General features: G+C 69.4%; 17 protein-coding genes. 3 read left to right on the top strand and 14 right to left on the bottom strand.

The window, feature by feature from the left end:
* Window positions 1–49: 49 nt before the first annotated feature.
* The 4 genes from Q7S93_RS01785 to mnmH form a co-directional block, all read right to left on the bottom strand.
* Window positions 50–1825, bottom strand: a complete 1776-nt coding sequence (locus Q7S93_RS01785) for a S49 family peptidase (RefSeq protein WP_304711852.1) — start codon at window positions 1823–1825, stop codon at window positions 50–52.
* Between the two features lie 121 nt (window positions 1826–1946).
* On the bottom strand, window positions 1947–3515 hold the full coding sequence (locus Q7S93_RS01780; protein WP_304711851.1) for an AbgT family transporter: 1569 nt from the start codon (window positions 3513–3515) through the stop codon (window positions 1947–1949).
* A gap of 99 nt (window positions 3516–3614) precedes the next feature.
* On the bottom strand, window positions 3615–4436 hold the full coding sequence (locus Q7S93_RS01775; protein WP_304711849.1) for an eCIS core domain-containing protein: 822 nt from the start codon (window positions 4434–4436) through the stop codon (window positions 3615–3617).
* A 107-nt stretch (window positions 4437–4543) separates the two neighbouring features.
* On the bottom strand, window positions 4544–5617 hold the full coding sequence (mnmH, locus tag Q7S93_RS01770; RefSeq protein ID WP_304711848.1) for a tRNA 2-selenouridine(34) synthase MnmH: 1074 nt from the start codon (window positions 5615–5617) through the stop codon (window positions 4544–4546).
* A 71-nt stretch (window positions 5618–5688) separates the two neighbouring features.
* Here mnmH and selD point away from each other — a divergent pair, with 71 nt between their 5' ends.
* Window positions 5689–6732 carry a selenide, water dikinase SelD gene (gene selD / locus Q7S93_RS01765; RefSeq protein WP_304711846.1) on the top strand — a complete coding sequence of 348 codons (1044 nt, stop codon included), beginning with the start codon at window positions 5689–5691 and terminating at the stop codon, window positions 6730–6732.
* Here the strand turns inward: selD and Q7S93_RS01760 are convergent.
* From Q7S93_RS01760 to Q7S93_RS01715, 10 genes are all read right to left on the bottom strand, one after another.
* On the bottom strand, window positions 6729–7148 hold the full coding sequence (locus tag Q7S93_RS01760) for an EVE domain-containing protein (protein WP_304711845.1): 420 nt from the start codon (window positions 7146–7148) through the stop codon (window positions 6729–6731). The two genes, selD and Q7S93_RS01760, sit on opposite strands and share 4 nt — an antisense overlap.
* Window positions 7149–7220: 72 nt before the next feature.
* A complete protein-coding gene (locus Q7S93_RS01755) occupies window positions 7221–8315 on the bottom strand; it encodes a lipocalin-like domain-containing protein (RefSeq protein WP_304711843.1) in 1095 nt (364 codons plus the stop codon).
* Complete coding sequence (locus Q7S93_RS01750; protein WP_304711841.1) at window positions 8315–10855, bottom strand: ABC transporter permease; 2541 nt, start codon at window positions 10853–10855, stop codon at window positions 8315–8317. Before Q7S93_RS01750 ends, Q7S93_RS01755 begins: the two co-directional genes overlap by 1 nt.
* The gene (locus Q7S93_RS01745) at window positions 10845–11543 is read right to left on the bottom strand and encodes an ABC transporter ATP-binding protein (RefSeq protein WP_304711839.1); all 699 of its coding nucleotides are present in this window, start codon (window positions 11541–11543) and stop codon (window positions 10845–10847) included. The genes Q7S93_RS01750 and Q7S93_RS01745 overlap by 11 nt, the downstream gene beginning before the upstream one ends.
* 89 nt (window positions 11544–11632) lie before the next feature.
* Window positions 11633–11842: a cold-shock protein gene (locus tag Q7S93_RS01740; RefSeq protein ID WP_293316660.1), complete on the bottom strand. Its 210-nt coding sequence runs from the start codon at window positions 11840–11842 to the stop codon at window positions 11633–11635.
* 162 nt (window positions 11843–12004) lie between these two features.
* Window positions 12005–12793 carry a YwqG family protein gene (locus Q7S93_RS01735; protein ID WP_304711836.1) on the bottom strand — a complete coding sequence of 263 codons (789 nt, stop codon included), beginning with the start codon at window positions 12791–12793 and terminating at the stop codon, window positions 12005–12007.
* A 32-nt stretch (window positions 12794–12825) separates the two neighbouring features.
* The gene (gene eutC, locus Q7S93_RS01730; RefSeq protein WP_304711834.1) at window positions 12826–13638 is read right to left on the bottom strand and encodes an ethanolamine ammonia-lyase subunit EutC; all 813 of its coding nucleotides are present in this window, start codon (window positions 13636–13638) and stop codon (window positions 12826–12828) included.
* Window positions 13635–14987 (bottom strand): ethanolamine ammonia-lyase subunit EutB, encoded by a 1353-nt coding sequence (locus Q7S93_RS01725; protein WP_304711832.1) that lies wholly within the window; start codon window positions 14985–14987, stop codon window positions 13635–13637. The genes eutC and Q7S93_RS01725 overlap by 4 nt, the downstream gene beginning before the upstream one ends.
* Before the next feature lie 74 nt (window positions 14988–15061).
* Window positions 15062–17269: a TonB-dependent receptor gene (locus tag Q7S93_RS01720; protein WP_304711830.1), complete on the bottom strand. Its 2208-nt coding sequence runs from the start codon at window positions 17267–17269 to the stop codon at window positions 15062–15064.
* A 33-nt stretch (window positions 17270–17302) separates the two neighbouring features.
* Window positions 17303–18727 (bottom strand): amidase, encoded by a 1425-nt coding sequence (locus Q7S93_RS01715; RefSeq protein WP_304711829.1) that lies wholly within the window; start codon window positions 18725–18727, stop codon window positions 17303–17305.
* A gap of 437 nt (window positions 18728–19164) precedes the next feature.
* On the opposite strand from Q7S93_RS01715, the gene Q7S93_RS01710 reads away from it, so the two are divergent.
* The gene (locus Q7S93_RS01710; protein WP_304711827.1) at window positions 19165–20526 is read left to right on the top strand and encodes an MFS transporter; all 1362 of its coding nucleotides are present in this window, start codon (window positions 19165–19167) and stop codon (window positions 20524–20526) included.
* Between the two features lie 95 nt (window positions 20527–20621).
* Entirely contained in the window at window positions 20622–21281 is a 660-nt protein-coding gene (locus Q7S93_RS01705; RefSeq protein ID WP_304711888.1) for a TetR/AcrR family transcriptional regulator, read from the top strand.
* Window positions 21282–21305 lie beyond the last annotated feature (24 nt).

Genomic DNA, 21305 nt, shown 5'->3' with positions numbered 1-21305 from the left:
ACCCTGTCACGGGCCTGGATCGAGCGCCTGTGGGTCGGTGGTGGGCCGGCTATCGCACCGGCGTCGGCGCCAGCACCGCGCCGTGACCCTGGCCCTGCAGGCGCTCGGCCGCCAGGGTGTCCAGGACGCTCTGGGCGCGGGGATCGCCCAGCACCCAGGCGGCGGCCGCCAGGGTCTTCACCGAGACCGCGCCCATGCCCAGGGCCTGTTCCAGGGCCTGGAAGGGCGTGGCGTGGGGCGTCATGCGTCGAAGGCGGATGTCGCCCTCAAGGCTGGCCAGCTGCTTCGCCCGGTCGATGGCCTGATAGAGTCCGCCGACTTCGTCGACAAGACCCAGGGCCTTGGCCTGGGCGCCGGTCCAGACGCGACCGCGGGCGATCTCGTCCACGCGGGCCGGCGACAGGTCGCGACCGCGGGCCACCCGGGTGATGAACTCGGCATAGACGCTGTCCATCATCGCCGAAAAGGCCTGGGCCTGGGCCGGGGTGAAGCCTGAGCCGAGGCCATAGGCGCCGGCGAACTCGCCGCCGACCCCCAGCTCGCGCATGTCGACGCCGAAGTCGGCCAGGGCCGGACCAAGGGCCAGCTTGCCCCCATAGACGCCGATGGAGCCGGTGAGCGTCGTCGGCTGGGCGACGATGGCCGAGGCCTCCGAGGCGATCCAATAGCCGCCCGAGGCCCCATAGGTCCCCATGCTGACCACCACCGGCTTGCCAGCGGCCTTCACCGCCCGGACGGCGGCGAGGATCTGCTCCGACGCCGTATCCGATCCGCCCGGCGAGTTCACGCGCATGACGACGGCCCGGATCGAGTCGTCCTCGGCCACGTCATAGAGCGCCTGGGCGACATCATCGGAATAGATCATGGCGCTCGGCGCCAGGGGATTGGACAGGCCGTTGCGGCCGGTGGTGATCGGACCCTCGGCCTCGATCAGGGCCACCACGGGACCCGACCCCTCGCTCGACCCGACGCTGCGGGCATAGGTGCTCAATTCGACCAGTTCGGCGCCGTCGCCGGCCGTTTCCAGCATGGCTTCCTGGGCGTCGTGGAGCTGGCCGAGCTTATCGATCAGGCCAAGCTCCAGGGCGCGGGCGGCGGGATAGGGTCCGCCTTCCAGCCTTGTCCGGAGCACGGCGGGCTCCACACCCCGGTCGGCGGCGGCGAAGCCCAGGGTGCTGGTGTAGACCGAGTTCATCCAGGAGAGCTGGGCGGTGCGGTGCGCCTCGGTATAGTCGCTGTGGAGATAGCCGTTGACCGCGTTCTTGAATTCCTTGCGCTGCTCATAGTCCGGCTCGACGCCGTACCTGTCGAAGAAGCGCTTGAAGAACACGTCTTCCACCGCCAGGCCGGTGACCTGCAGGGCGGCGCCCGGCTGCATCCAGAACTCGCTTGCGGCCGCGCCGACCATATAGGTCGAGGTGACGACGCCGGCCTGATAGAGCCCCTGGCTGTGGGCGATGACCGGCTTGCCGCTGGCCTCGAAGCGCTTCAGCGCCAGGCGGATCTCGTCGGCCGAGCCAGGCTCCATGCCGGTTTCCGGCAGGCGCACGATCAGGCCCTTCACCCGCCGGTCGTCCTCGGCGCGCTTGAGCGTCTCGATCACGGACATCACCGAGTTGGATCGGCGGCCGAAGCCCGACAGGGGGTTCTGCACGTCCTGGTCGGTCATGGCCGTGCGCAGGTCGAGCTGCAGCACCACGTCGCTGGGCAGCGGGGCGGGCCGCGTGGCGCCGGCGGCGATCACGATGAGCAGGAAGGGCACGCCCACCAGAAACAGGATCAGCCCGGCGAAGACGCCGGCCATGGTGGTGAGGAACTGCTTCATCGATCGTCCAGAAGGGGAGGGGCGTGCTTGCGGCTCACCCTATATCGGTGGCCGTTGCGTGGAAATGAAGGGCGCAGGCTTCACCCGGTCAGATCCGTATAGACCCGGACGACGGACAGGCTCATGGCTGGGCCTGGGCCGCGGTCGGCAACTGGTAGTCCACGGTCGCCCCCGGACCGAGGGGCAGGTCCAGCGCCGTCCAACCCAGGATCATGATGAGGCCGGCGCTGAGGAAGGCGACGGAATAGGGGACCATCACCGCCATCAGAGACCCCACGCCGAAGTCCTTCTGATAGCGCTGCGCAAAGCCGAGGATCAGGGGGAAATAGACCATCAGCGGCGTGACGATATTGGTGGTCGAATCGCCCATACGATAGGCCGCCGTGCTCATCTCGGGACTGACCCCCAACAGCATCAGCATGGGCACCAGGATCGGCGCCAGGGCCGCCCATTTGGCCGAGGCCGAGCCGATCATGAGATTGATGCTGGCCGCCAGCAGGACCATGCCGGCCAGCAGCAGCGGCGTCGGCAGGCCCGAGGCCCGCAGGCCCTCGGCGCCGTGGATCGCGGTGATCGCCCCAAGGTTCGACCAGTTGAACATGGTGACGAAGTGGGCCGCGACGAAGGCCAGCACGATATAGGGCCCCATCTCAGCCATGGCCTGGCCCGTCAGGCGCACCACGTCGCCCTGGCCCTTCACCGTCCCGGCGGCTGCGCCATAGGCGACGCCGCAGACGAGAAACAGCAGGAAGAAACCGGCGACCAGCGAGTTGTAGAAGGGCGTCATCTGCTCCCCGGGCCCCGCCTCGGCGTTGACGAAGGGGGCGGCGGGACCCAGGGTCATGGCCGCCCACAGGCCGACGATCACCAGGGCGCCGATGCCAGCCCAGACCAGCCCCTTGCGCTCCCGGCGCGAGACCGCCTCGGCTTCCTCGGCCGCGTCGTCCAGGACGTCCGCCGTCACCACGGCGGGGGTCGCCGGAGTCCACGGCCCCAGGCGCGGCTCGACGATCTTGTCGGTCACCCACCAGCCGAGGGGGGTGAAGACCATGGTCATGGCCAGGATGAACCACCAGTTGCCGGCGATATTGGCCGTCCAGGTGGGGTCCAGCAGGCGGGCGGCGGGCTCGGTGATGCCCAGCAGCAGGGCGTCGAGGTGGCCGGGGAAGATGTTGGCCGAAAAGCCCCCTGACACCCCTGCGAAACTCGCGGCGATGCCGGCGACGGGATGGCGGCCAGCGGCGGCGAACACGATGGCCGCCAGGGGCACCAGCACCACATAGGCCGCATCGGCGGCATGGTTCGACACGATCGCGACGAAGATGATGATCGGGGTCAGCAGCGCCTTGGGGGCCTTGGAGACGCTGGCCCGCATGGCCGCTGAAAACAGGCCCGTGCGCTCGGCCACGCCGGCGCCCAGCATGACCACGAGCACCGTGCCCAGTGGCGCAAAGCCCGTCAGGGTGCGGGGCATGTCGACAAACAGGCGGCGCAGGTTTTCCGACGTCCCCAGGCTGATCGCCGTCAGCGTCTCGCCGGTGGCCGGATTGACCGCTGAGGCCCCCATGGCCGCGGCGACCATGCTGGCCACAAACAGCGCTGCGATCATCCAGATGAAGATGACCACCGGGTCAGGCAGGCGGTTGCCCACCTTTTCGATCGCGCCCAGAAATCCGGAACTCATGGCCATGCGGCTTACCCCCTTGAGACTGCGCGCCTAGCTTGGCGATGCAGGCCGTCGTGGCAAGCCTTGCCTGGGCGATTAGCCGCCTTGGAGGAGATCGCCCCGCTAGGCGACAGGCGCCGTGCTCGACGCCGCCGGGTCTGAGGTTGGCGCTGTGTCGGCGCCTTCGGAGGCGTCTTCCGGCCCTGGCTGATCCGTCGCGTCGTCGACGGGTGGGGTGGGTTCTGAGAGGTCGAGCATGTCGCCCACGGTCTCCATCACCGCCTGGATCGGCGACGGCCTGGCGGCGCGAAGGGCGCGTATGTCGGCGGTGATGGCGAAGGCGCGGCTGCTGGCCTGGGCTTCGAGCAGGCGCCAGTCGGTGACATAGCGCAGGGCGAAGCCGTTGAGGCCCATCCGTCGATATTGTTCCACATGCGCGAGCTCATGGGCCCACAGCCAGACGTTCTGCGCGACCTTCGCATCGGAAAACACAATGACGTCGTGGAGGGTGATGGCGCCTTCGTCATAGTACCAGCGCGCCAGGAGCGACCCGAGGCCGAGATCCTGGCCCGCCAGGGTCCAGCGGGCCGTTTCCAGGATTTCCTCATCGAAATAGGGACTCAGGGCGATGCGAATGTCCTCGGGCATGGCCTCAGGCGTCTGCCGCAGCGCCTCGGCGCGGGAAAAGCGGATCGCCTGAGCCAGGGCGGGCGCGGCGACGGCCGGGGACCGGCGGAGCACCTCTTCAGAGGCGCGCCGGGTGCGGTCGGCCGCGTGCCGGGCGGACTCTTCGACGCTGGCCCGCCACTCCGACGGCGGGCGAAGCTGCGCCTCGTTGGGCTCGCCCGAGCAACCTGCGATCATCAGAACGGCCAGACCGGGGACGATGAAGGGACGCCAGGCGCGCGGGCGGGGCTGGGGACCGCCGCGGAACAGGATCGTCAAACCTTGTCTCCCTCCGTATCGACCCCCGCAGGGGTCAGGCTCCCAGCCCGGCTATAATCGACGGCCCTGCAGGAGGTTCCTCTTCCTATACGGCGGCAAGACGGCCCTCAGACGCGCCCGAAGGCGTCCATCACCAGGGCTTTGATCTTCTGGGCCGCGGAGGTTCGGCTGTCGGCGTCCAGCGGATCGAGGGCGAGCCGCGCCGCCACCGGGGCGTCAGACTTGCGCGCCGCCCGGTCGTAGGCAGGATCATAGTGAAGGCCGATCAGGGCCCCGGCCAGGGCGGCGAAATCGCCAGCGGCGATCATGCCCCGCCAGGTCTCCAGGCGCTCGCGGCTGGGCGGGATCGGCAGGCGGGCGAAGGCGGCCTCCAGGGCCTGGGGATCGGCGGCGATGTCGCCATAGGCGCCGGCCAGATAGGCGGCCCGGTGGTCCTGGCTGGCCTCAAGGACGATCCGCGGCGCCGCCTGCATGGCCCGCCACAGCATGGGCGGGGTCATCCGGTCGCCGATCTTGCTGGCCTCGGCCTCGACCACAATGGGCCGGTCCAGATCAAGGCGATACAGGGCGCCGAGCAGGCGGGACTCAAACATCTTCTGGCTCGGCTGTGGCCGCCCCGTCAGAGCGCCGAACAGCGAGCCCCGGTGGTCGGCCAGCCCCTCCAGGTCGAGGACCTGGACGCCCAGGGCCGGCAGGGCGTTGAGGATCTCGGTCTTGGCCGAGCCGGTATGGCCGTCCAGCAGCATCAGCTTCAGGGGCTGGTCGTCGTCATAGAGCCTGGCGGTGACATGCCGGCGATAGGTGCGATAGCCCCCCTGCAGCAAGGTCACCGGCCAGCCCACCTGGGACAGGATGGTGGCCATGGCGTCCGATCGCTGGCCGCCGCGCCAGCAATAGATCAGCGGCCGGAAGCTCGCCGGCCGGTCGGCCAGGGCGGTCTCCAGGTGCTGGGCGATGTTGCGCGCCACATGGGCCGCGCCGATCCGGCGGGCCAGGAAGCGGGACTCCTGCACATAGATCGTGCCGACCTCGGCGCGCTGGGCGTCGTCCAGGACGGGCAGGTTCTCCGCGCCCGGCACATGATCGAGGGCGAACTCCGACGGGCTTCGCACATCGATGATGGCGTCGAACACCGCGAGGTCGCCGGCGCCCACCGCCTGGGTCGTCTGATATCCCGCCATGGCCCGCGCCTTCCCCGTCCGCTGGGGTGCTATACAACGCCCTGCACGCCCTCGAAGACAAGGAACGCCCCATGACCGAGCAGGTCCGTCTGACCGATCTGGCCCATGGGGGCGGCTGCGGCTGCAAGCTGGCGCCGGCCGTGCTGCGTGAGATCCTGGCCGGCGTGCCCCAGGCGGCCGTCTTCCCCAACCTGATGGTCGGGACCGAGACCTCCGACGATGCGGCGGTCTGGCGGCTCAATGACCAGCAGGCCCTGGTGGCGACCACCGACTTCTTCATGCCGGTGGTGGATGACCCGTTCGACTTCGGACGGATCGCGGCCACCAACGCCATCTCCGACGTCTACGCCATGGGGGCGACGCCGATCTTCGCCCTGGCCATCGTCGGCATGCCCATCGGCAAGCTTTCGACCGACCAGATCTCGGCCATCCTGGCCGGCGGGGCCGCGGTCTGCGCCGAGGCCGGCATTCCGGTGGCCGGCGGCCATTCCATCGACAGCGTCGAGCCGATCTATGGTCTGGTGGCCATGGGCCTGGTCCACCCCGACAAGGTGCTGACCAACCGCACGGCCCGGCCCGGCGACGTTCTGCTACTGACCAAGGGCCTGGGGGTCGGCGTGCTGAGCGCGGCCTTCAAGCAGGAGCGCCTGGCGCCGGCGGGCTATGCGGCCCTGATCGCCTCGACCACCCAGCTCAACCGTATCGGCGCCGAGCTGGCGGCCTTTACCGGAGTCCATGGCGCCACAGACGTCACCGGCTTTGGCCTGCTGGGCCACACCCTGGAAATGTGCCGGGGGGCGGGGGTGTCGGCCGAGATCTTGGCCGATGCGCCGATCCTGCTGGACGGGGTGGAGGCCCTGGCCAGGGCCGGTGTGCGCACCGGCGCTTCGGGGCGCAACTGGACGAGCTATGGGGAGGCGGTGGTCCTGCCCGAGGGCTTTGACGACTGGCGCCGCGACATCCTCTGTGACCCCCAGACCAGCGGCGGCCTGCTGATCGCGCTCGCGCCGGAGACGGTTCCCCAGGTCATGGCGCGGCTGGGCGAGCTGGGCGCGACGGCGGCGGCCGTCGTCGGGCGGATCATCGAGGGGCCGGCGGAGGTTCGGGTCGTTTAGGTCTTCAGGCCGGACGCCTTGCAGACGTGCTTCCACTCCGCGTCGGTCACCGGTTGAACCGACAGGCGGAAAGAGGTCACCAGGGACATGCCCTCAAGCTTCGGATCGGCCTTGGCCTGGGCCAGGGTGAAGGGCTGAGGCAGGGGCTCGACCGCCTTGACGTCGACGCAGACGAAGACGCCCTTCGCGTCGGTGGGGTCGGGATAGGCCTCCTTGATCACCTCACAGACGCCGACGATCTCCTTGCCCGCCTGGGAGTGATAGAAGAAGGCGAGGTCGCCCAGCTTCATGGCCATCAGGTTCTGCTTGGCGGTGTGGTTGCGCACCCCGGTCCAGGGTTCGCCCTTGGCCCCGCAGGCCACCAGGTCGTCCCAGGAAAACGCATCCGGCTCGGACTTCAGCAGCCAGTGGGCCATGGTCGTCTCCCTGTCTTATCCAGAGGCCCAGCTATAGCGCAGGCCGCCCTCGGCGCCATCAGGTCAGCACGCCTAGAGGGCTAGCGGCGCCTCATAGCCGGTGAGCTCCAGATAGCCTCTAGCCCCGTCGCCGCGGACGGCGCCTTCCCAATAGACCGGGCCGATCGGGCGGCTGTCGAGCTCCTGGTCGTCGAACAGGGGGGCGAGGCGCCAGGTGCGAAGACCCTCGGCTGTCCGCACCTGCACATCTCGGGCGATGGGATAGCGGGCGCCGGTGCGGGGCGAGCGCCACCAGCCGCGGGTGACGAACGCAACGTCCTCAGGTTGGAAGATCGTGACGGCGCCTGCCCGGTTGCGCAGGGAGCCCCCGGCCCAGACGGCGCGGCCCTCGGCGTCGCGGACCTGGAAGGCGGTCAGCGCCCCGCCAGCCTCCAGATTCAGGCCCACCCAGTCCCAACCCACCGCCCTGGCGTCCAGCAGGGTGGAGGACCATTCGTGATCCAGCCATGCCTCGCCGGAGACGGCCACACGGCGGCCTTGGCGGGTCAGGTCGCCAGCGACCTTCAGGTGCGGCCAGCTGTAATAGTAGCTCGACTGTTCAGGCTCGGGTCCCTTGCGGCTGAAGCCGGCCTCGCCCTGCAGGATCACCGGCTGGGTGGGGGTGAGCTGCAGATCCAGGGCGAAGCCATCATCGCGAACCTGCGCGTGGAGGACGTCGGCGGCGTCGCGGACCATCCCCCAGTCATCGAGGACGAGGTCCAGGTCGCCGGTCTGGGCCTCGGCGAGGCCGAAACCCGCGCGCGCGATCTTCTGGGCATGGATCAGACGGCCGACGGCGGGATCGGACAGGGCGGCGTGGGCGAAGATGATCTGCCGTGGGGCGAAGGCGCTGGGATTGCGCTGATCGATGGCCGGGCGGGTGCGGAAGAAGGTGATCTGGAAGCCAAGGGTCTGTGACCCGGCCTGCAGCCAGCCGGTGACGTACCACCACTCGGTGCGGAAGTCGGGATGGGCGCCATGATCGGCGGGAAACCGAAGCCGGGTTCCAGGGCGCACCGGCGCAAAGCGCGGCTGGCCGGCCGGGGGCGTCTGGCCCTGGGCCAGGGTCGAGGGCGGCAGGAGGAGGCCCGCGCCGATCAGGCCCGCCAGGGCGCGACGTCCGATCATCACCAGTCCTCCCGCACGGCGCGCACGGCGGTGTCCGACAGGGCGCCGCGGCCGGCCAGGACCGCTGTGCCGGCCGAGGTCAGGGCCAGGGCTGCGCCCAGCCCCGCCAGCAGCGACCAGGGCAGCCGCGTCTCCATGGTCCAGTTGAAGGACTGCGGATTGACCACATGGATCAGGATCTGGCTCATGCCGACGCCGAGCGCGAGGCCCGCCGCAGCGCCGATGAGCCCCAGCAGGGCGCCTTCGGCCGCCAGCATCCAGACGATCTGTCCCCGGCGAACCCCCAGATGGCGCAGCACCCCGAACTCCTTGCGCCGCGCCAGGGTCTGGGCCGAGAAGGTGGCCGCCACCCCGGTCAGGCCCACCAGGATGGCGATGGCTTCCAGGGCGTAAGTAATGGCGAAGCTGCGGTCGAAAATGCGCAGGGCCACGGCGCGCAGTTCCTGGGGTTCGGCGAAGCTGGCCTGGGCCGCCAGATCTGCGGGCAGGCGCCCGCGCAGGGCGGCGATGGCCGGTTGGGGGTCCGCCCCGGGCGCCAGGGTGATGGCCGCTTCGCCCCGCGCTGTCTCGCCGGTCAGGCGGGTATAGGCGGCCTGGTCGAGGATCAGGGCGCCGAACTGGTTGGAATAGTCTCGCCAGACCCCGGCCACCTGGACCTCCGCGCCGTCCCCCAGGGGCAGGGTCAGGCGGTCTCCGGGCGCGAGGTGGTAGATCTGGGCCATGGGTTCTGAGATCCAGGCCGGGGTCGCGCCGGCCGGGGGCGTCGCCGTGCGGCCCACCAGCGGCAGGTCATGGGCCGGGCCTGCGCCTGGTCCGCCGCGGGCGATGAGCTGGACCGCCGGGCGCTCGGGATCGAGCCGCAGGCTGAAGCTGTCGCGGAATTCGATGCTGGCGACCCCCGGGGCGGCGGCGAGGCGCCCCTGGAGCGGCGGATCAAGGGCGGCGCCCTCGGCCATGCGCATATAGATGTCGGCCGGCAGGATCTGGGTCAGCCATTCGTCCACCGAGCCGCGGAAGCTGGTGACCATGACGGCCATGGCCACCATGAGGCTGGTGCTGGCGACGATGCCGCTGAGCGCCACGGCCGCCTGCCGCGGCGCCCCCCACAGCCGTGCGATGGCCAGGGCCAGGGGGGCTGGCGGGCTGTTGAGGCGCCGAAGGGGCTGCAGGGCCGTGCGGGCGAGCCAGGGCATGGCGCCGACCCCGCCGGCCAGCATCAGGGCGATGGCGACATAGCCGAACAGGGGCAGCCCCCCCACCGGAGGCGCCAGGGCCGCGGCCATCCCGACGACCAGCAGGGAAAGGCTGATCCACGGGCGACGCAGTCGGCTAGGGTCGGGGGCGTCGCCGGAACCGGCCTTCAACGCCACGGCGGCGGGCGTGCGTTCGGCCTCCAGGGCGGGCCAGAGACTGCCGGCCAGGGCGATGGCCAGGCCCAGGGCGAAGATTACCACCGTGGCGACCGGCGCGATCGAGAGCTGCGGTCGCTCGCCGGCGAAATAGCCGCCGCCGAGATCGCCCCCCAGCAGGCGCAGGGCGAGCTCCGCCAACCCATAGCCGAAGGCGACGCCGAGGGCCGAGCCGACCAGGCCCAGGATCAGGCCCTCGATCAGCACCTGGCCCAGCATGCCGCGGGCCGGCAGGCCGAGCACCCGCAACAGGGCGAACTGCGGTCGCCTTCGGGCCACTGACAGGGACTGGGCCGAATAGACCAGGAAGCCGCCGGTGAGCAGGGCCACTAGGGCCAGCATCTGCAGATTGACGCGATAGGCCCGCGACAGGCTCTCGGTGCGGCGCATCTCGCTCTGGGCGGTGACAAGGTCGGCCCCGTCCGGCAGGCCGGCGCGGAGGGCGGCCTCCACCTGACTGCGGTCGGCGCCGGGCGTCAGGCGGACATCGATACGCTGCAGCCGGCCGAGCTGGCCGAACCTCCACTGGGCTGCGGCGATGTCGATCACCGCCAAGGGGCGGTTGTCGCCGAGGGCTTCCAGGGTCCCACCGATCCGGAACTCGGCCGTGCGGCCCGCAGCCGTCAGGCGGACCTGATCGCCGACCGCTAGCCCGGTCGCCTCCAGGGCGGCCGGCGAAAGATGCACGGTGTCGAGGTCGAACAGGGCGTCCGAGCCGGCGGTCGGTGAAGCGCCACCGCCTTGGCCGAGCAGGCTGGGGGTGACCGCGTAGGCCCGCAAAGGGTCAAGCCCCAGCAGGGTCAGGGCGCCGCCGGGGCTGGTCGCGGCCAGCTCCACCACCGGGCTCGCCGTGCCGACCCCCGGCGTACGGGCGACCTTCGGATAGAGGGTCTCATCGAACCCCGAAGGGCTGGCGGCCTCGATCTGGACATCGGCCGAGCCGCTGACGTTGCTGACCGCCTGGGCGAAGGAATCCAGCGCCGAGCGATTGACCAGGTGGACGGCGAGCCCCAGGCCGACGCCGACGGCGATGGCCAGCACCGCCACCAGGACGCGTCCGGGGCGGGCGCGCCACTCGCCCCCCACCATCCAGCGCAGCAGGAGGGGGCTTAAGGCCAGGCTAGGGCGCATGGGGCGCCAGGCCGACCGGCGTCAGCACCAGGATCCGGTCAGCCGCCGCGGCGGCCCGTTCGGAATGGGTGACGATCAGCGCCGCCGCGCCGCTGGCCCGCGCGCGGTCGCAGAACAGGGCCAGGACGCTGTCAGCGGTCTGTGGATCGAGATTGCCGGTGGGCTCGTCGGCCAGCAGCAGGGCCGGGCTGTGGACCAGGGCGCGGGCGAGCGCAATGCGCTGCAGTTCGCCGCCGGAGACCTGGGCGGGAAAGTCCTCGCCACGGCCGGTCAGGCCCACCTGGTCCAGCATCGTCCTGGCCCGGCTGAGCGCCTCGGCCTGGGGATTGCGGGCCAGCACCAGGGGCAGGGCCACATTCTGCGCCAGGGTCAGGTGGGGGAGGATGTGGAAGGCCTGGAAGACGAAACCGATGCGGTCGCGTCGCAGGGCTGTGCGGGCGTCGTCATCGAGGCGGGCGACATCGGCGCCGTCGATCTCGATCGTCCCGACATCGGTGAGGTCGAGGCCGGCGATCAGATTGAGCAGGCTGGACTTGCCGACGCCCGACTCGCCCATGATGGCGACGATCTCGCCGGCGCGCAGACGCAGGTCCAGGTTCTGGAACAGCACGCGGCCGCCCGGCACGCTCTTGGCGAGGCCGGTGATGTCTAGGGGCGGGTGGGGATTTGGGGCGGCGCCGATGGGCATGGCGCCAGACTAGATGGCGCGGGCCTTGCCGTCGCGCCTGAATATCGCAAGGTCGGAGCCCCGGCCATCAAGGCCGGGGCTCGTTTCCTTTAGGCCTTCTGGAGCTGGCCGGCGGACATCTTGCCCGACTTACGGTCCTTTTCGAGCTCGAAGGAGAGCTTGTCGCCTTCGTTCACCGAGCTCATGCCCGCTTGTTCAACGGCGCTGATGTGAAGAAACACGTCGGCTCCGCCATCATCGGGCTGAATGAAGCCATAGCCCTTCGTGGCGTTGAACCACTTCACTGTTCCGGTCGTCATAGTTTGCTCATTTCCTGTAGCTTGCGCGCGACCCTGTACCGATAGAATGGCCGCTGGCAAACAAAACCCTGCATTTGGGGGTAATGTTTCTTTGATCGCCGCATCAGGAACCCCCTGAAAAACCGTCTGATCCGGGATCGAACAGCCTGAAAAATCCGCCCGTCAGCCGGACTGGACGATCAGCCAGACCTTGGAAAAATCCCCCGCCCGGGCGTCCTGCTCGCGGATCCAGAAGTAGAGCCGACCGGAGTCGAACCACGTCATGCCCCGCTCGCGGTCGCTGTCGACCTGAAGAAGCAGGCGCCAGTCCTGGGCGCCGCGAGGGCTCTGGGTCACCTCCTGGCAAATCTCCTCCATGGCGTCGTCCTGAACGGCGCCGGGATAGCCGCCGACCTGGTGGGCCGGGGTCTCGGGCGTGTGGGCTTCCTCAAAGGCCTCAAGGGCGGCGTAGTCGTGCTTGCCGATCGTGTCCCAGTCGATTTCCAGCCGCTCCTGGCTGGGCCAGGATTCCCCGGCTTCAAAGCTCACGGGCGTCGCCTTGAAGCGGGCCTCGCGCGGCAGGTCGGTGGGCGGCAGCCGCGGTTCTGCTGGCGCGGTTTCGTGGCGCACCAGGGCGCCTCCGGCATCCTCAGGGTCAGATCCCCAGGCCCCCGGCTCGCAGAAGAACAGTAGCCGCCCCGCCGCCGGGAGCCAATCGGGGCCGCCGGCGCTCCGCATCTCGGTCAGGTCCAGTTGGGCGACGAACACCATGGGCCCGCCTTTCCACACCGGCCAGTCCCCGGTGAGCTCCGGCTCGCCCCCAAGCCGCGAGGCGCCCGCGCCGCCCGGCCGAAGCCGCAGGCAAGGCTGAACCCGCGCCCGCAGCGCGTCCTGGATCGCCAGCACCTTGTCCGACGGCGGCGGGGGCGGCGACTTTTCCCGCCCGCCAAACAGCCCTTTGAGAAAGCCCATCATCCCCTCCAGCCCACGCCTTACGCTGGAGCTTATTTTCCCGATTTGTTCTTTTCAAGCGGGGAGTCTGCAGGGAGGCGGACGGCCTCGGGCGTGACGCTGACGAGATGGTCGGTGGAACTCTCATCCTTCAGGGCGACGCCGGTCAGTTGCAGACGCCGGGCCTGCCGCATCAGCCAGGCGATCTTGAAGGCGGCCTGGGCGGGGACCAGGCCCGCCGGGCGGATGTTCGACACGCAGTTTCGCGCCGCATCGCTCAAGCCCACCCGCGGGGCGTAGGTGAGATAGGCGCCCAGGCTGTCGGGGGACGAAAGGCCCGGCCGTTCGCCGACCAGCAGCAGGACCATGCGCGCCTTCAGCAGGGCGCCGACCTCGTCCCCCAGGGCGACGCGGGCCTGGGCGGCCAGGATCACCGGCGCCAGGGTCCAGCCCTCTGGCGTCAGGTCGGCGAGCAGGGCGTCGAGGAGGGCGGGGACGTGGTCGAGGGCGCGGCTGGACAGGCCGTCAGCGACGACGATGGCCAGGTCGACCACGGGCCTCGATCTGAGGGCGGCCAGCTGGTCGCGGCTTTCGTCAGACAGCCGTCGGCCAAGGTCGGGACGGGCCAGATAGGTGAGGCGATCCTGTGCGGCGCTGTCGGCCCGCAGGCTCGCAAGCCCCCGCTGCTGCAGGGCGGCCTCCAGGCCGTCGAAGTCCGCGGGGCGATGCACGGCGTCCCTCGCCCGCGCATGATCCAGGGTGAAGGCCAGGGCCGCGGCGGTCGGCTGGCTCGAGCCTGTGCGACCCAGGGCCACGCGGGCGTCGGTCAGGGCCGCCATCGCCGAGGGCTCGACCGGCGCGGTCACGACAGAAGCTCAAGCAGCGGGTGGCGACCGGCGTCGGCGCTGAGCCGGCCGGCGGCGTCGGCCAGCCCGACCTGGCTCATCCAGGCCTCGAACTCCGGCGCGCGCCGCAGGCCCAGCAGCTCGCGGACATAGAGGGCGTCGTGGAAGGAGGTCGACTGATAGTTGAGCATGATGTCGTCGGCGCCCGGCACCCCCATGATGAAGGTCACCTCCGCCGTCGCCAGCAGGGTCAGCAGGGTGTCCATGTCGTCCTGGTCGGCCTGGGCGTGATTGGTGTAGCAGACGTCGCAACCCAGGGGCAGGCCAAGCAGCTTGCCGCAGAAGTGGTCCTCCAGGCCGGCCCGGATGATCTGCTTGCCGTCATAGAGATATTCCGGGCCGATGAAGCCGACGACCGTGTTCACCAGCAGGGGCGCGAACGCCCGGGCGACCCCATAGGCGCGGGCCTCCAGGGTCTGCTGGTCCACCCCGTGGTGGGCGCCGGCCGAGAGGGCCGAGCCCTGGCCGGTCTCGAAATACATCAGGTTGTCCCCGACCGTGCCGCGCCCCAAGGATCGGCCGGCGTCCAGGCCCTCCCGCAGCACCGCCAGATCGACGCCGAACGAGGCGTTGGCCGCCTGGGTGCCGGCGATGGACTGGAACACCAGGTCCACGGGCGCGCCACGGTTGATCAGTTCGATGGACGAGGTGACGTGGGTGAGGATGCAGGACTGGGTGGGGATCTGGAAGCGCTGGATGGCCTCGTCCAGCAGACGCATCAGGTCGCCCAGGGTGGCGAGATTGTCCGAGGCGGGATTGACGCCGATCACCGCGTCCCCCGAGCCCAGCAGCAGCCCGTCCAGCATCGAGGCGGCCACGCCCTTGGGATCGTCCGTCGGATGGTTGGGCTGCAGCCGGGTGGAGAGCCGGCCCGGGAGGCCGATGGTGTCGCGGAAGCGGGTGACCACCGTCACCTTTTTGGCCGCCAGGATCAGGTCCTGGTTGCGCATCAGCTTGCTGACGGCGGCGACCATCTCCGGGGTCAGGCCCGGCGCCAGCTGCGCCAGGGCTGCGGTGTCGGCCGCATCCGAGAGCAGCCAGTCGCGGAACTGGCCCACCGTCATGTGGGACACAGGCGCGAAGGCTGCGGCGTCGTGACTGTCGAGGATGAGCCGGGTGACTTCGTCCTCGTCGTAGGGGACCAGGGGCTCGGCCAGGAACCGCTTCAGCGGCACGTCGGCCAGGCTCATCTTGGCCAGCACGTTCTCCTCGGCGGTCTCCGCGGCGAGGCCGGCCAGGACGTCGCCCGAGCGCAGGGGCGAGGCCTTGGCCATCAGGGTCTTCAGGTCGGGATAGGTCCAGCGGTTCAAGGCAGGGCTCCGCCGCGGGCTTTCGAGATGTCAGATGGGCCGCGCGGGCGACGGGGCCGCCCGCGCGGTCGCAATCAGTAGGTCCAGGTCACCTCAACACCGTAGGTGCGCGGCGCGCCATAGCGGCCGAACAGGGTGGTGAAGGCGTCTGGCGCAACGCCCAGCTGATACTCTTCTTCCAGCAGATTGTCGGCATAGGCCGCGACCTGCCACCGGTCGCCCGGCGCCAGCCAGGCCACCCGGGCGTTCACCAGGGTGTAGGCGTCCTGGTGGAAGGCCTCGGCGTTGGAGGTGTCGGAATACTGGTCGCCGCGATAGGACACCGTGACGCGGCTGGTGACGGCGCCCAGACCCTCGGCCAGGTCTCGGGTATAGTCGACCGTGGCCGAGGCCGTGACCTCGGGGGCGTATTCCAGCCGGTTGCCGGAATAGTCCACGCCGACCCCGCCGCCGTCCTTGAACTCCTTGTACTCGGCGTGCAGCCAGGCCGCCTGAAGATTGACGTTCAGACCGGGGGCCAGGGCCGCGTCCACCGAGATTTCCGGGCCATAGGTCTCGACCTCGCCGGCGTTGGTGAGGGCAAGCTCGATCCGCGGCGGGGTGCTGTTGGGCACCACCCGGAACTGGCTGACCTGATAGTCCGAATAGCGGGCGTAGAAGACGTCGGCATTGACGCGGAGGCGACGCTCGAAGGCGGTGAACTTGGCCCCGATTTCGAAGCTGTCCACAGTCTCCTTGCCCAGGCGCAGGGGCCCGCCCAGGGCCTGGGTGGTCAGATAGTCGGCGTTGAAGCCGCCCGACTTCACCCCGCGGGCGTACTTGCCATAATAGGTCTGGTCCTCGGTCGGCTGGAAGGTCAGGCCGATCATCGGCGAGACCGAACTCTCGCTCAGATCGTCCTTGAAGCCGAGCACATTGGCGATGTTGCTGATGGGCGGACCAACATCGCTGCTCTGGTTCAGGCTGAGCTTCTTGTTCTCATAGTTGAACCGCAGGCCGCTGTTGACGATCAGGGTGGGGGTCAGCTGGTAGTCGACCGCGCCGAAGATGGCATAGCTGGAGTTCTTCACGCTGGGATTGGTGCGGATCATGGAGCCCGGCGGGACGCCGAACAGCACGCCCAGGGCGTCATAGGTCAGGCGCCGGTCGTTCTCGCCGTCGGTCCGCAGGAAGAAGGCGCCGAGGATGTAGCGCAGCCTGGCCTCGGTGTCGTTGGACGACAGGCGCACCTCCTGGCTGAGGGTCTGATAGCTGTCGTCATAGTTGAAGTGGGCGAGGTCGAGGGCCGAGTGGTCCAGGTCGACGTTCCAGGTCCGGGCTGAGTCCCGGTACCCGCTGATCGAGGAGAGCGTGACGGCGCCCAGGTCGTAGGCGAGCGTCAGGGCGCCGCCGACGTTCCGGTTGTAGTCAAACTCCGGATAATTATCGTCGATCACGAACGGCTGGTCGGCCGGCGCGGCGGGGGGCCCACTGTTGAAGGTGTCGCTCAGGGCCTCGCCGTTCACCTTGTGTGAGAGCTGGCGGGAATAGTCGAACGAGAGGTCGGCGGTGAAGTCGTCGGTCGGCTGCATGCGCACCTGGAGGCGCATGGAGCGGCTGTTGATGTCGTCGACATTCTCGCCCAGCGTCGTGTTGCGGATGAAGCCGTCCCGGTGGTCATAGGCGGCGCCCAGGCGTACCATGACCTTGCCGTCGGCCAGGGGGATGTTGACCATCCCGTCCAGGCGTTGCTGATCCTTGTTGCCGAGACCGGCGGTCAGCCGGCCTTCGAAGTCGTCGACCGGCGCGCGGGTCACCAGGTTCACCGCCCCGGAAACCGTGTTCTGGCCGTAGAGATAGCCCTGGGGTCCGCGCAGAACCTCCACGCGCTCCAGGTTCGACAGCACCGCATCGGCGGCCATGGGCTGGCCGATATAGACCCCGTCGAGATAGATGCCGGTGCGGGTGTCGAAGGCCACGGTCCGCCCGCCGCCGCCGACGCCGCGGATATAGACGGTGCGCACCGAGACATTGTCGCTGACCTGGAAGTTCGGCGTCAGGGTCTGCAGCCCGCCCAGGGTGGTGATCTGGCTGCGAGCCAGGCTGTCGGCCGTGACCGCCGTGATCGAGATCGGCACGTCCTGGAGGTTTTCCGACCTCTTCTGGGCCGTGACCACCAGCTCCTCCAGCTCGAGGGCGTCCTGGGCATGGGCGCCTGATACGGCCAGCGCCGAGGCGCCGCCCAACAGGACGGCCAGGGTAAGGGCTCGCCGTCGAGCCCGGGGGGCAGCACGCAACGTCATGATCAGGTCCTTAAGGTTGGAGCGGGGAGGAGGTCAGGCGGACAGGTTGGGCGGGCGCCGCTCGACCCAGGGCGCAGCCTGTTCGAGGGTCCCGGCGAGGCGGAACAGCAGGTCCTCCCGACCGAAGTCGGCGACGGCCTGGACGCCGATCGGCAGGCCCGCGGCGCTCCAGCCCATGGGGATGGAGGCCGCAGGCTGGCCGGTCATGTTGAAGGGGACGGTGTAGGCCACGGCGTTGAGGCTGCGGTTCGGATCGTCGGTGGGCGGCGCCTGCAGCGAGGCCAGGTTCGGAGGCAGCACCGGCGAGGTCGGCGTCAGCAGGATGTCGTAGTCCCGCCACCAGGCCTTCATCCGACGCGACCAGGCGTGGATGGCCTCCATGGCCCCCACATAGGCGGTGGCGGGCATGGCGCGCCCGGCGGCCAGGGCGGCGGCGGCCGGCGCCATGAGGTCGCCGGGGCCGGGCTCGACCCCGGTGCGGCGGATCAGATCCTCGAGCTCATAGGCGATCCAGGCGGTCATCACCGTGCCCATCAGCATCGGATCGATGTCGCCATAGGCCGCGGGATGGGCGTCCTCGACGATACAGCCGGCGGTCTGCAGCAAGGCGCCGGCCGTCAGAACCGCCTGGGCGCATTCCGGATCGACGGGACCGCCCAGGGGGTTGTGGGTCAGGAGACCGACCTTGAGCCCAGCGACCTCGCCGGAGACCTCGGTCAGATAGGGCAGGCTGGTCTTCGGCGCGGCATAGGGGTCGCCCGGTCCCGGCTGGGACAGCCAGTCCAGCAGCAGGGCGCTGTCGCGCACCGAGCGGGTCAGGACGTGGCGGCAGACCAGCCCGCCCCAGGGATCGGCCTCGGCAGGCGCATTCGAGACCCGCCCCCGGCTCGGCTTGAGGCCGAACAGGCCGTTGAAGGCGGCGGGGATGCGGATCGAGCCGCCGCCGTCGCCCCCGTGGGCGACCGGGACCATGCGTGCGGCGACTGCGGCGCCGGAGCCGCCGCTGGAGCCGCCGGCGCTGTGCTCGGTGTTCCACGGGTTGCGGGTGACGCCGTGGGCGTCGCTCACCGTATTGACCTGCATGCCGAGCTCCGGCGTGGCGGTCTTGCCGACGATGATCAGGCCCGCCCGCCGCATCTGGGCGACCGCGTGGGAATCGGCCGGCTCATGCCAGCCGAGCTTCTTCAGATAGACCGTGCCGCCGAACCAGGGGTCTCCGGCGGTGCTGCCATCCAGGTCTTTCACCAGCGCCGGGACGCCGCGAAGCGGGGTGTCGGCCAGCGCCGGATCGTCGGCCGCCGCCAGGGCCTTGTCATAGAGCTTGTGGATCACGGCGTTGAGCGCGGGGTTGCGCGCTTCGATACGCGCAATGGCGGACTCCACCAGTTCGCGGGGGGAGGCCTCTCCGGATTTGACGAGCTCAGCGGACGCCATGGCGTCCAAATTATCGAAGTCCACCTGGGGTCTCCCGTAAGCAAAAACTGGACATAATACAGATACAAAATGCATCATCATTTGTGGATGCATATTCTTGAGCCATAATAGGCCCGCATATGCGGACATCTGAGCCGCATAAGCTGACTTTATGCAGTTTTCAGAAAGCTCGTCGCGCCGCTGTCACCAGGATGCTCTCCCTCGGGACAAACGGAACGCCTCCGCCGGAAACGACATAGAGCCTTTATTCATAAGGATTTTGGCGTGGACGCGCCTATCTGAGGTCCATGCTTGCCCCCTAATTCCGCCCCCCTGGGCCTGGTCACAAAACGTAAGTGGTCACTAGCAATACGAATAATGATCGTGTATTCGAGTTGTCAAGCCAAGATATTATCTGTCGGGGCGATCGAGGCGCGGCGCCTGATTGGCAGGCGCGGCGCCGCTTTTTGGGGGAGGGGTCGATGCCGCCCGCATCACTGAGTTCCGGCCGCCTGGCGGCCTTCGCATCACCGAGCATCGCCCTGGCGGCGATGGGGCTGCCCCTGGTGATCTATCTGCCGACCTTCTATTCGACGGAGGTCGGCCTGCCCCTGGCGGCGGTGGGCCTGGCCTTCCTGGTGGTCCGACTGCTGGACATCGGCCTCGATCCGATCCTCGGCGCCTTGATGGACCGGACGCGCAGCCGCTGGGGCCGGTTTCGGCCGTGGCTGGCCCTGGGGGCGCCGATCCTGACCATCTCGGCCGGGGCCCTGTTCATCCCGCCCGAGGGGGCGAGCTTCGCCTATCTGGTGGCGGCGCTGCTCGCCACCTATCTGGGCTATTCGATCTGCTATCTGGCCCAGTTGTCCTGGGGCGCGGCGCTCAGCGCCGACTACAATACGCGCTCCAAGATCTTCGCCTGGTGGCAGGGGGCCAATCTGTCGGGGGTGATCCTCGTGCTGGCCATCCCGGCCCTGCTGCCGGCCGCCCGCAATGATCCGGCCTTTGCGGTCCACGCCATGGCGGGCTTCATCCTGGCGACCCTGCCCCTGGGCGCCCTGCTGGCCCTGGCCCTGGTCCGCGAGCCCCCGGCGCCGCCGGTCCTGGGGCGTCCCCGGGTGGGGCCGCAGGCCTATATCCGGCTGCTGCTGAAGCCGACGATCCGGCGCCTGCTGGCCACAGACCTGCTGATCGGCGCCGCCGTAGGGATGAACGGGGCGCTGTTCTTCTTCTACTTCCTGACGGTGAAGCAGTTCGCCATGGCCGACGTCACCCTGCTGCTGTTCGCCAATATGATCGGCTCCCTCTGCGGCACGCCGATCTGGGGCTGGCTGACGTCGAGGATCGGCAAGCATCGGGCCGCCGCCGTGGCCTTCGCGGGCTACGCCGTCTCGCTGGCGGTCATCGACATCATGCCGGCCGGCGTCGTGGCCCTGGGCGCCTTGATCCTGTTTCTCGCCGGCCTGACCCTCTCGGCCGGGCCGTTCCTGCTGCGCTCCATGATGGCGGATGCGGGCGACGAGGATCGGCTGGAGGACGGCGTCGATCGCACGGGCCTGCTGTCGGCGCTGTTTTCAGGCACCAACAAGCTGGGCTCGGCCCTGGCGCCTGGGGTCACCTTCATCGCCCTGCAGGCGTTTGGCTTTGACCCGACCGCAGCGGTCCAGCCCGATCAGGCCCTGCTCGGCCTGCGCCTGCTCTATGTCTGGTCGCCCCTGATCCTGGGGATAGGCTGCGCCCTGATGATCCTCAAACACACCCTGACCCCCGCGCGCCACGCCGAGATTCAGCAGGCGCTGGCGGTGAAGGACGCCCTGGCCCTGCAGCAGCCCGGCGCCGGCTAGTCGGGGGCTGGTGGTTGTCGCCCCTGGCCGGTATCACCATGCCGGAGACCTGCGGATCCGAGCATGGGCCGGCCTAGGGAGGCGACTTGAAGGGTGTGACACGGCGTGCGGCGCCGGTGGACGTTGAGACCAAGGCGCAGCCCGCGCAGCGGCGCTCGCGCGAGACCTATGACCGCATCCTGACCGCGGCCGGCGAACTGCTGGAAGAGGTCGGGATGGAGCGGATCTCCACCAATATGGTGGCCGAGCGCGCCGGCGTGAGCCCAGCCGCGCTCTATCGCTACTTCCCCAACAAGTACGCCCTGGTGGTCGCCCTGGCCGAACTGCTGGCCTCCATGTCCAACGCCGCCATCGTCGAGTGGATCAAGGCCGGCGGGCTGGAGACTCGAAACCTCGACGAGGCCGTGGCCAAGAACTTCGAAATCCAGAAGCGGGCCACCGAGATCATCCGCGCCTTTCCGGGCGGCCCCTGGATCGCGAGGTCGATGCGCGCCCTGCCGGCCCTGCGCGATGTGGCCAACCGCTCCCGCCGGGACGTCGTCGATCAGCTCTTCGCCATCCAGCGTGGCCGTTATCCCCACGTCCCGGCAGACGAACTGCGCACGGCCATCCGGCTGTCCACTGACGCCCTGGCCAGCAACTCGCTCATGGTCCTGGAGGATCCGGACCTCGACGCCGACGCCATGCTGCGGGAAGGCTGCCTGATGGTGGCGATCTATTACGAGCACCTCGACGCCCGCTATCCGCGCCCCTGAGGCCGGTCGGTCTTTTCACAAGAT

This window comes from Phenylobacterium sp., from assembly GCF_030646615.1.
Taxonomy (GTDB): Bacteria; Pseudomonadota; Alphaproteobacteria; order Caulobacterales; family Caulobacteraceae; genus Phenylobacterium.
Note: the sequence above shows the minus strand (reverse complement) of the source record. Positions and strands in the feature narration are given on the sequence as shown.